Source organism: Micromonospora sp. GCM10011541, from assembly GCF_042650725.1.
In the GTDB taxonomy this organism is placed as follows: Bacteria; Actinomycetota; Actinomycetes; order Mycobacteriales; family Micromonosporaceae; genus Micromonospora; species Micromonospora sicca.
The window spans coordinates 1-10,732 of the sequence record NZ_JBHSBP010000019.1; the positions used below are offsets into that span (position 1 = coordinate 1).

Below are 10,732 nucleotides of genomic sequence, written 5' to 3' on the forward strand. Positions count from 1 at the left end.
GCTCTCCACCTCACCCATTTCGAATACCGATACCTACCGGATTCTTGTTGAGATCACGTCAGTAACCGGGCGCCGGCGTGCCCGACGACACCCCGCCCGTCCGCAGTGGCAACGATCTTCGGACGTGACCCGGTATCGTGCATCTGGAAGGTGCCCTCCACGGCGGAACGATGTGACCCTCGACAAGTCCCATCATCCCAGCCCAGAGGGCATTTTCACGTTCACGACCCGCCACCACCGCCAGCCTTCGTGAAGGCGCGAGGCTAACGAGCAGGAATCATATCAATATTCGGCACTCCTGAGGCGATGTCGCGAAGGTGCCCTACGTGGTGCGCTTTGCCTAGGTGAAGAGACAGACCCGCCGAGGCGCCGCCCACGCTCGGCCACTTCATCGCCGGGTAGGAGTTGCATCGAACACAAAGCCAGGTGAACTCGCCTTGGGCTTGCGCCCGGAGGTTGACCGGAAGCCAGCCCGGTTCATCGCCTCGAATCTTCTCGACATGGTTCATGGATTCGCCACAGCCTTCAACGTCCGACCTTCCGCATACGTCGCAGACTGTGATCTTTGGCTTCCTGGTGAAGAGTCCCACAGCGGGTCCTTTCTCCTCGAAAAGTCTTTGCCGTTATTGCCCGATGGGGTGATGAGAAATAGGTGGCTAGCCGCGGTTTCGCATTCGTCACCGGAACAGGAACCCCTGCGATCGGCGGAGGGCCTCTCGTTGCGGTTGTTTCACTTCGAGTAGCTGAACAATCAAACTGATGTCCTCCGGCGAGGGGGTAGGGAGAGGCGTTGACCGGAGCCAAATGCGGGGTTTGGTAGAGCCGGCCGGCCAGCGTGTGTGGGGTGATTGATCCCCGACGACAAAGCCGAGGCAGTCGCTGGCGATCAGATTGTCATAGGGGGGAGCGGGAAGTACGGTTTGAGATCGTCGGACGCCCAGTCCGTCGGCACCTGGCTGCTTTCGCCAACTCGGATGTAGAGCTCGTGCAGCGTAGGAGCGATGTGCCAATCGTTCCGCGTGATGCGCGGCTCCTCTTCGCTGTACGGTCCCTCGATCATTGCGACAAAGGAGGTCGGGCCGTCCGACCTGACGATGATCGAGTTGATATATCCATCTGACCGCCGGATCTCGGCTATCTTGCGTTCCTCGCCCATGGCGAGGGGCACAAGCGTGTCGGCGGGCGTCGGACGCCAGTCAAGCCAGTTTTCGCCGGTAGTGTTGACGCGGCGCCACAACGTCCGGTCGTTCGGGCTAAGGCGGTTGGGCGGGACTCCGTTGTCCCGCAGAAACTTTAATCCCGCCGCAACTATCGCATTGAATTCAGGTGTGTCTGTCTCGATGGGCAGGATGTCAGTCACCAAGTACTTGCCACCTAGTGCCGTCCACCCGCCGGCCGGAACCGAGATCGACGCCAAGTCGCGGAGGAACGAGTCGCGGTCGGCCTGCGCCATGAAGTAGAACTCGGCCACGCGTTGCTCTGGGGCGGGGTTCGTCTGGGGAGACCATTCGAACCGGCCAAGCGCGGCAAGCCATGCTGGCATGTCGCTGGGGAATCGACGCTTGCTGCTGGCGGTCCTCCGGCGGCTTCCGAACAGCGCCACGGCTACCCCTTTCGGATGCTTGTCAGGCTAGTCCAGAGGTCAGGCTAATAGGCCCTTGCCACTCGCTCGGCGGGCAGTCGCATTTAGGACAGACCGATTGTGATCATTTGTTGTTGATGGACGGGCGTGTTGTAGAGCAGCGTCTGGACGCGGTTCGCGCCGTGCCGGCCGACGCGATCGTTGGTATGTGAGCGAGCAGCTGGCCGGGTTGGCCGACCAGTCGGATCGGCCGCACTCCTGCCCCGCGCAGGTGGCCGAGGCGGTCGAAGTGTCATCCATGACGGAGCGGGGGCCGTCAAGCCTTGGGCTCACTCGAGTGACTTTGGGCGCCGTTGCCTGCGCGGGGTTTACGGCAGGCGCAGGCGCGGCGCTGAGTGGAGTTCGGGCCCATGGTCCGCCCCTGGGCGCCACTGGCCGGAGCGACAGGATCCATCTGGGGCTCCGTCGCTAGTGTCCTGAGTCGTTGGTTCGGCCGCAGTATGGGGCGAGGCTGTTCAGGATCTCGTCCGCGGTTCTGGTCCAGACGAACGGTTTCGGGTCGGTGTTCCATGCCTCGATCCACGTCCGTACGTTTCGAGGTCGGCGAGGCTGCGGCGGCTGGACCGGCGGAGTTTGCGGTTGGTCAGTTCGGCGAACCAGCGCTCGACGAGGTTTGAGCCAGGATGCCGATGTCGGGGTGAAGTGCAGGTGGAAGCGGGGGTGTGCGGCCAGCCAGCGGTGCACGGCCGGGGGGTGTCCCTATGGGTTTCGTCAAGCGGGGACGGGGGTTGCCGGGCGTGGTTGGTAGGGGATCTTGTCGCGGAGCATGGCGTATAGGACGTCGCAGCGGCGTCGGGCGAGGCAGATGAGGGCGGCGTTGTGGCGTTTGCCTTCGGCTCGTCTGCGGTCGTAGTAGGCGCGGCTGACTGGGTCGGCCAGGGCGGCGAACGCGGCGAGGAAGAACGCGCGTTTGAGCTGCTTGTTGCCGCCGCGGGGTGGGTGTTCGCCGCGGATGCTGCTGCCGGAACGGCGGGTGACGGGGGCCAGACCGGCGTAGGCGGCAAGGTGTCCGGGGGTGGCGAACGCGGTGCCGTCGCCGACTTCGAGCAGGATCCGAGCGGCGGTCCTGACGCCGATGCCGGGCATCGACGTCAGGACCTCGGCAAGAGGGTGCGCATCAAGCATCCTGTCGACTTCGACGGCGACCTGGCCACGTTGACGCAGCACCTCGCGGAGGCTGTCGGCCAGCCGGGGCAGGATCGTCTCCGCCGCCTGGGTGCCGGGAACGGTGACGGTTTGCTCGTCGAGTGCGGTCATGATCTGCTCGACGAGCCGTTGGCCCATGCGGGGCGCGTGCACCGCGGCGATCGAGGCCAGTTTGCGGCGGCCGGCCTTGCGCAGCCCGGCCGGGCCGCCGCAGCGCGACAGCAGCTCCAGCACGGCCTTGTGCTGCACCTTCGGGCCGAGGACGCGTTCCAGGCCGGGGTGGATCTGGGTCAGCAGGCCCCGGATCCGGTTCGCGATGCGGGTTGCCTCGCCGGCGAGGTCGTCGTCAAAACCGACGAGGACTTCCAGCTCGGCCAGGGTCTCGTCGCCGGTGTCGACCCGCCGCAGGGTGTGCGGCAGGGTGCGAGCCGCGTCGGCGATGACGTAGGCGTCGCGGGCGTCGGTCTTCGCGGCACCGGGATGCAGGTCAGCGATCCGCCGCATGGCCAGTCCCGGCAGGTAGGCCACCTGATGACCACACGCCCGGGCAACCGCGATCGGCAGGGCGCCGATCGAGGCGGGCTGGTCGACCACCACCAGGACCCGGCCGTGGCGGCCGAGTTTGTCGAACAGCTGCCGCAGCCTGGCCTCGGTGTTCGGCAGCGGTCCATCGTGCAGCCGCTTGCCGTCCGGCGCCAACCCCACCGCGTGGTGATCACCCTTGCCGACGTCCAACCCGAGGAACACGCCGTAATCGCCGTGCACCCCACGCCTCCTCACCCGAATCGCTGCCTCGGCCGCTGTCCAGGCGTCGGACTGCCGGCAGCCACGTTACGAAGAGACCTACCCGCAGGGTGGCCGTGTCCCTATCAGCGGTCCGCCGACGCCACCCGACCCGGCGACAACACCCTCCGGATCATCCATACGACAGGGGCAGTAAGTCATACCGGGCCGGGCGACCGAGGAGTCCCCGGCTGGGGACGATCAAAAAGGTAACGGGCTTGACCCCTGATCTTGGACACGGCTTCATGCCGCTGAAGGCAGCGTAGTTGATGTTGTTCGGGTGGTCTCGTAGGTGATCGGGGATTGGTGTCCGAGCCGGGAGTGGCGGCGGACGGTGTTGTAGCGGTGCAGCCAGCGGAACGTGCTCAGCCGGGCGTCGTGCTCGTCGGTGAATGCGCGTCCGCCTTGCAGGGTTTCGCGTTTGAGCGTGGCGTTGAACGACTCGGCGGCGGCGTTATCGGCTGAGCTGCCGATCGCGCTCATGGACTGGCGGACCCCGGCGGTGCGGCAGGCGTCGGCGAAGGCCTTGGAGGTGTACTGCCCGCCGTGGTCTGTGTGCAGAATGGCCCCGTCGAGGCTGCCTCTGGTCCGCTGGGCGGTGGTGAGGGCGTCGAGGACGAGTTCGGTGCGCATGTGATCGGCGATCGCCCAGCCGGCCAGGCGGCGGGAGTGCAGGTCGATCACCGTGGCCAGGTAGAGGAACGCGCGTTCGCCGATGGGCAGGTAGGTGATGTCACCGACGTAGCGGCGGTTGGGTGCGTGTCCGGTGGTCGGCGACGAACTGGAAGCGTCTCACCAGCGCGTCTCCCCGGCGAAATACCGGGCCGCCTTGCGCAGGATGTCGCGCTCTTCCTCCAACTCCCGCACCCGCCGGCGCAACGCGGCGTTCTCCGCCTCGACCGAGTCCCCGGCCGCCGGGACGCTGACCGGCCGCGACGTGGGTGCCGTGCCGCGCCGCCCGTCGTCAATGCGGATCCAATTCCGCAGCGTCTCAGCGTTAACCCCGAGATCCGCCGCGACCTGCGCGATCGTCACCCCGGGCCGGGACCGGTACAACGCCACCGCGTCGGCCTTGAACTCGGGCGGGTAATGCTTCATAGCCATAGTGTTCCAGGACTCCCATCCACCCGAACCTTCCAAGATCGGGTCTCAGGTGTCCAAGATCAGGGGTGAAGCCCCCCGGACGGATCCTGGCTTTCAGCCGTCAGTGGCCGACGGGTCCGCGTTGTCGATGCCCGGATCAGCATCACCACCAGTGGCGGCAGCCACACCGGCGACTACCGGCTGATCACCACCCTCCTCGACGTCCGCCGCCACCCGGCCGGCGACCTTGCCCGGCTCTACCACGAGCGCTGGGAGATCGAGACCGCCTACCTCGAACCCAAATCCAGCATCCTCGGCGGACGAGTCCTGCGAGCCCGCACCCCGACGGCATCGACCAGGAACTCCACACCCTGCTGATCACCTACCAGGTGCTACCCACCGCAATGGCCGACGCCACCGACAGCCGACCCGGCCTCGACCCGGAACGGGCCAGCTTCACCACCGCCCTCAACGCCGCCCGCGACCAGATCCCCCTGGCCGCCGGCGTCATCGCCGACACCGTCATCGACTTGGTCGGCGCCATCGGCGAACGCGTCCTGGCGAACCTGCTACCCGACCGCCGCATCCGCACCAAAACCCGGATGATCAAACTTCGAACTCCAAATACCAGGCCCGCGGACCGAACATCGACCGCCGCACCTACAAAGCCACCATCAACATCGACGTCATCACCAACGACCCTTGACAGGCGAGCCACCGACCTAACTGAACGGCGTTGCGACTAGACGTTCATCCCCGGGCCACATCCTCGGTCAGTCGCCAGCGCACAAGCCTTCGTCCGTACCGCAATTGTCGCTTAGCCGACAGCCGGACCGCCGGCTTTGGTGTTTCCTAAGGACGGCGCCAATGGCGTCCTTAGGACGACGACCTGGCGAATGGTGTCCCATGTCGCCGAATCCGGTCACGGGAAGCAACCGAGTTCTGAGCAGCGAGTCCAGCACTCGGGCGGAGCGACCACCAAGAAGTTTCCTTGCGCATCGAAAGGGTCTGGTAGATGAAGTTCGCGGGAACCGTCGTCTTCACGTATGTCGTAGGAGTCTTCGCTAGTTTCCTGCCCTATCACTGGCGAGCCGGGCTGGACAAGAACTGGCGGGAATTCGTCCTGGGCAACATCACTTGGTTCCTGATGCTCTTCGGCAAGCAGATCGCCTGGCCCGCAGTGTTCATCTACTGGGCCATCAAAGGCTTCCCGAAGAGTCCCTGGGTCGCTATCTACAACTACAAGGGTCACGAGGTGCGCAGGATGATGCGTCGAGACCAGGCCATTACCGAGGGCGTCCTAACCGCGTAGCCGCTGCGATCGCCGAATGGGACAAATCGCAGATCGGTGAAGGGGTAAAGGCGTCAGCAGGGAACGATCTGCACGAGCCTCGGTAAAAATGACGGGGCTGGTGATCGATTGGGGAAGCGCATGTACACCAGAGACCGGGAAGCCCTCTGCTCCAACAAGGCGTGCCGAAAGAAGACCAAATGGGTGCGATGCCCCAGGTGCAACGGCAAGGGGGCCGGAAGCTGGACAACCTGCCGTAACAACTGCGACTCGGGATACAAGTGCGAGAACGGCAAGAGCGACCCCTACCACTAAGCTCAGATCTCCATGTCGATCACAGGAACGGAACGAAATCGGCCCACCCGTCGGACCAGAGTTTCACGATCGCCGGCTACCTGCGGCGCCAAACGTCGGCGAACTCCATGAACCGCTCGGTCGCGGCATCCTCGGTCGGCGCGGTGTGCACCGGCTACAACGCCTTCGCGATCTTGTCCCAGTTCTGCCGATCCGCGTAGCGGAACGAGTTACACAGCAGGTCCACCACCAGACTCCCGCTGTCAACCTCTGAGTGCGCTGCCGCGAGAGCGTTGGGTTTCCGGGCTCGGCCTAGACCACATCGAAGGCCGATCCTTCACCGGCTGGCACCGCCAAGTCACCCTAGATCCTTGGCCGCCAGATTCTCGACGTTTGTGTCAAGTTTTTGAGCGGGCGTAACGTTGTGTTGCCCGCTCCACATTTTGCAGACATGGGTTCTGACCAGCCTGTGCCTGCCGAGAATTCCATCCAGGCAGGTCAGGCGGCATGTTCGTACTCGTGAAGGATGCCGCCGAGGCGGTCACGTCGGTGGATGTGCAGGTGGGCGAGCCGGTCCGAATCGGTGATCGGATCTGGCAGCGGTGCGAGTGGTCGGGCGTTGGCGATGCCCTGGTGCGGCCGGTGCTCGTTATAGAAGATCTCGAACTCGCGCAGCACCTGCAGCAGGTGGCGTTGGTTCCAGATCAGTGTGCGGTCGAGCAGCTCCCGGCGGCAGGTCCGCACCGAGCGTTCCATGATCGCGTTCATTCGGGGCATCCGGACGCCGCTGCGCACGACCGTGATCCCCGCGTCGGCGAGGATCTGGTCGAACAGCGCCGGGTACTTCCCGTCCCGGTCGCGGATAAGGTACCGGACGTCCGACTCGACGTCCTGCAGGTCCATGACCAGGTTCCGGGCGACCTGGGTCACCCACGCCGCGGTCGGGTGCGCGGTCGCGCCGAGGATCCGGATGCGGCGGCTGGCGTGCTCGATGGCCGCGAGGACGTACATCCTCGTGCCGGTGAGCGTGATCGTCTCGATGAAGTCTGCTGCCAGCAGCGCTTCGGCCTGCGCGCGCAGGAACTGCGTCCAGGTGGTGGCGGCCCGGTCCGGGGCGGGATCGATGCCGGCCTCGCGCAGGATCTCCCAGACCGTGGACGCGGCGACTTTCACCCCCAGGGTGAGCAGTTCGCCGTGCACCCGCCGATACCCCCACGACGGGTTCTCCCGCACCAGGCGCAGCACCAGGGCGCGGACCGAGCGTACGGTGCGCGGCCGGCCTCGCCGGTGGGGCCGCGACGCCGCCGCGTGCCGGCGTGCGAGGAGGTCACGGTGCCATCGGAGGATGGTGTCGGGACGCACCAGCAGCCGCAGACGGTGCAACGTGGGCCTCGGGAGGCGGTATAGCAGCGCGGCCAGCAACGCCCGATCGGCTGGTTCGAACCGGGCGCGTCGCTCGCCGAGCTGGCGCTGCAGCACCGCGAGCTGGTGGCGTAACGCGAGGATCTCCGCGTCCTTGTCCCGGTCGCTGCCTGGCAACAGCCGCAGCAGTGCGACGACGTTCGTGATACCCAGGTACGCGAGTCGCAGGAGCATGAAGTGGCATCATCGCGCAGTCATCAACGGAGGTGTGCAAGGAGGAGCCGCGTCGGAGAACGACGCAAGATCGATTCCCAGGCCCGAAACAGCCTCTGACCAGCCCGGACGTACTTTTCGGCAGGCACAGGGCCAGCTCGCTGCCCTGATCCCAAGTGAGGGTGTGCCGGGCGGCGGCCGGCAACTCGGCGATGGCGGCGATGGGCGCGCCGCGTACCGCTGCGGCGTCGCGGCCGTGAGGCAGGGCAACCAGATGCACATAGCGGCTGCGGCGATCGACCAGGGTCGATCGTAGAGCGCCTGGTAGATGGTCTCGTGGCAGATGTGCCAGTCGGGCCGCCGCGGGAATGTGGCGCGGAGCCAGCCGGAGATCTGCTCAGGGCTCCACTCCGACCACTCGGTGATCCAGGCAACTGCTCCTCGGCGCTCATGCTGCGGAAGCGCCACCGCTGGATCGCCGGGTCTGCGTAACCGGCGACCACGTCGGTGGCACGTCGGACACCTGCCATGGGCGCAGCAGCAAGCCGTCGCCGGTCAGTTCCGGTTGGGTCAGGGCGGCGAGCGTTCCCGCCAGCACACACCGCCGTCGACGACCGGCCCCCGGCCTCGTGAGCCCCTCGACGCGTCACCAAGGTCATACGGAAACAACTAGCCGCCGCTCGGCCCGGTCTCGAGAGCTCGCCGGTCCCAGCCTCCGAGGTCGGCGGCGGACTCATAGGTGGACCGGAGGAAGTCGGTAAGGATTGCGTCCGGGTCCGGCGAGCCGGCCACCGCCTCGTACGGGAGCAGGAACTCACCTCTGCCGTCGTCGTAGGAGGCGGCGTCTGGGCGGACGCGCCGCTCGGCGTATCCGGGTGGCTCCGGGTAGGCGTACGCGTAAAAGGCACCCTCCGCACCGCCGCCCGGCCAAAAGCCGCAGCTGGCCAGCTCGTGGGAGTAGCCCTCACGCATTACCCACGGCGGGCAGTTCGGCGCGCCACCCGGGTGCGGCGGGGCGGACCGGCCGGAGAAGCGGGTGTACGCCAGGTCCATCGCGCCCCAGAAGAAGTGCACCGGGCTGGCCTTGCCGACAAACTCGGACCGGAACCGCCCGATGACCCGCTCGGCCTGCAGCAGCTGCCGCCAAAACAACTGCGCCGCCGCGCCGTCGTACACCGTGTGCACCCCGTCCTCGGCGAACGGGATGGCTGGTTCGACCTCGTTGGGGACGGCATGGATCCGCGTCTGCACGCCCAGCCCTGCCAGCGCGGCCATGGTCTCCTGGTAGAACGCCGCGACCGGCTTGGGCTCCAGCACCACGGTCCGGGAACGGCCGTCGCTGGTGCGCAGGTGCAGCCGATGGTCGAGGAAGTCGAACTCGACGTCGAACGCCCCGTCCCGGTACGGCACCGCCGACGTGGTCAACCCGCGGGCACTAGGGTGGAGCGTGACGTGCCACCAGTGGTTGACCGCCGGCGCGTGCGCCATCCGAATCTTCCCGACGATCTGGGTCCACATGTGCAGTGTGTCCCTGGTGTCGGCCCAGTCCGCCACACGCAGCCGCGGCCACCGCGGCGACGGTTTGCGGGTCCGGTCGATCCTGTCGTCGCCCACCGCTCCAGGATGCCACACCATGAGCGTCACACGCTCCGCGCCGCGGCCGCGAACCCACCGCGCATGATCTACTCGGTGAGCAGGCAGGCGTAACCACGGCCACGAAAATCGGGCGACGTGGCGATGTTGAAGATCCCAGTTGTCGGTTCAGTCCGGCCGGGCTCGTCAGATCCACCGCCCACCGAACCTCACCATCGACAGCGGCAGCCCGCATCAACAACTCCGCGATCGCCTGCTGATCGTTGTCGACTTTCATCGACCACAACACTCCGCCGTCGCCGTCAACGGCGACCGCATGGTTGCCTGGTCTTGCCTGCATCAATCCCAACCCACACCACGGCTGCCGCCGCCACGAGCACCATCACCGCCTTCGGCCGTGTCAAACCGAACGGACGGCGCAGCCGACAGGTCCCTAAGCAGCGACGACTCGCAACAGATCTCAATCAGTGGACAGGGCGTCCAGAACGACGGGGCGGCCGCTCTGCTCAAGCCACCCAGCGGCACCGACGAATCAGCCACACCTCGTCGCCCCCGGTCGCGGGCACCGCGACACGGTGGTGAACGGCTGGGTCGACGACGGCTTCGATGGCATGAAGGGCCTGCGCGCGGTCCCCACCTCGGTGAACCGGCAGCCGGCCGTCGCCTTCTACCACTGGCGGAAGCGGGAGGGCGCGTACCTGCCGCTGACGATCGACGTCCTGCGCGTCACCGGCGGGGCGATCACCGAGATCGTCATCTTTCACGACGACCAGTTCCCGCGGCTCGGGCTGCCGGAGCGCCTGCCGGCGGACGGCACGGAGTAGTCCCGGTGTGGACGCTCGCGCTGCGCGGTGGCGCGCGTGTCGCGGTGGTCGCGGCGCAGTGGTGCGACGCGTTCGGCGGCGTCACCCGCGGGCGGGTGCAGCTGGAGCTGCGCGACGGCGAGCCCGGGCCGGTCGTCGGACGCGACGCCGGGTTCTGGCTCCGCGGCACGGGCGTCCGCGCCCTGCGGAACCCCGGCCGTCGCATGGCGAGGGTGCGCATCGTCACGCCCAGGGCCAGGACCGTCACATGCCGGTCAACACACCCCGTACGCCAGTTACCGAGGGATGGAGGAACGACATGAACAGCATGGATGACACCGGGGTCGTCGCGGGCCCGGCATCGGGCCGGACCGGCCACACCCACCGACTCCGCGGGCTCGCCGGCACCGGCTTCATTGCCACGCTCGCAGCGATGGTGGCCACCACCCTCGCCGCTGGGCTTGCCCAGGCCGTTGGCGTCGACTTCGAGGTCCCCGATGGTGGCGAGACGATCCCGTTGTC

General features: G+C 66.8%; 8 protein-coding genes and 2 pseudogenes. 4 read left to right on the top strand and 6 right to left on the bottom strand.

The window, feature by feature from the left end; genetic code table 11:
- Positions 1-886: 886 nt before the first annotated feature.
- The 4 genes and pseudogenes from ACFOYX_RS08930 to ACFOYX_RS08945 all read right to left on the bottom strand — a co-directional run bounded on the left by ACFOYX_RS08930 (position 887) and on the right by ACFOYX_RS08945 (position 4,675).
- Positions 887-1,603 (bottom strand): hypothetical protein, encoded by a 717-nt coding sequence (locus ACFOYX_RS08930; RefSeq protein ID WP_322444038.1) that lies wholly within the window; start codon positions 1,601-1,603, stop codon positions 887-889.
- Positions 1,604-2,050: 447 nt separating this feature from the next.
- Positions 2,051-2,326 (bottom strand): annotated as a pseudogene (locus ACFOYX_RS08935) (IS630 family transposase); the annotation flags it as partial.
- A 27-nt stretch (positions 2,327-2,353) separates the two neighbouring features.
- Positions 2,354-3,553 carry an IS110 family transposase gene (locus ACFOYX_RS08940; RefSeq protein ID WP_322444039.1) on the bottom strand — a complete coding sequence of 400 codons (1,200 nt, stop codon included), beginning with the start codon at positions 3,551-3,553 and terminating at the stop codon, positions 2,354-2,356.
- Between the two features lie 261 nt (positions 3,554-3,814).
- Positions 3,815-4,675: pseudogene (locus ACFOYX_RS08945) on the bottom strand (IS3 family transposase).
- A gap of 383 nt (positions 4,676-5,058) precedes the next feature.
- On the opposite strand from ACFOYX_RS08945, the gene ACFOYX_RS08950 reads away from it, so the two are divergent.
- Positions 5,059-5,400 (top strand): hypothetical protein, encoded by a 342-nt coding sequence (locus tag ACFOYX_RS08950; protein WP_322444040.1) that lies wholly within the window; start codon positions 5,059-5,061, stop codon positions 5,398-5,400.
- 269 nt (positions 5,401-5,669) lie between these two features.
- The gene (locus tag ACFOYX_RS08955; RefSeq protein WP_322444041.1) at positions 5,670-5,966 is read left to right on the top strand and encodes a hypothetical protein; all 297 of its coding nucleotides are present in this window, start codon (positions 5,670-5,672) and stop codon (positions 5,964-5,966) included.
- 771 nt (positions 5,967-6,737) lie between these two features.
- Here ACFOYX_RS08955 and ACFOYX_RS08960 read toward each other — a convergent pair.
- Positions 6,738-7,835: an integrase core domain-containing protein gene (locus ACFOYX_RS08960; protein ID WP_322444042.1), complete on the bottom strand. Its 1,098-nt coding sequence runs from the start codon at positions 7,833-7,835 to the stop codon at positions 6,738-6,740.
- Positions 7,836-8,483: 648 nt separating this feature from the next.
- Entirely contained in the window at positions 8,484-9,428 is a 945-nt protein-coding gene (locus ACFOYX_RS08965) for a DUF5996 family protein (protein WP_322444043.1), read from the bottom strand.
- A gap of 554 nt (positions 9,429-9,982) precedes the next feature.
- On the opposite strand from ACFOYX_RS08965, the gene ACFOYX_RS08970 reads away from it, so the two are divergent.
- Positions 9,983-10,231 (top strand): hypothetical protein, encoded by a 249-nt coding sequence (locus tag ACFOYX_RS08970; protein WP_322444044.1) that lies wholly within the window; start codon positions 9,983-9,985, stop codon positions 10,229-10,231.
- A gap of 298 nt (positions 10,232-10,529) precedes the next feature.
- Positions 10,530-10,732: DUF6069 family protein (locus tag ACFOYX_RS08975; RefSeq protein WP_377533872.1), on the top strand; the 203-nt coding region annotated here is incomplete at its 3' end.

Excerpts from the sequence above, each read along its gene's own strand:
- ACFOYX_RS08960 (WP_322444042.1), bottom strand. The coding sequence starts at position 7,835 with ATGCTCCTGCGACTCGCGTACCTGGGTATCACGAACGTCGTCGCACTG.
- ACFOYX_RS08955 (WP_322444041.1), top strand. The coding sequence starts at position 5,670 with ATGAAGTTCGCGGGAACCGTCGTCTTCACGTATGTCGTAGGAGTCTTC.
- ACFOYX_RS08950 (WP_322444040.1), top strand. The coding sequence starts at position 5,059 with ATGGCCGACGCCACCGACAGCCGACCCGGCCTCGACCCGGAACGGGCC.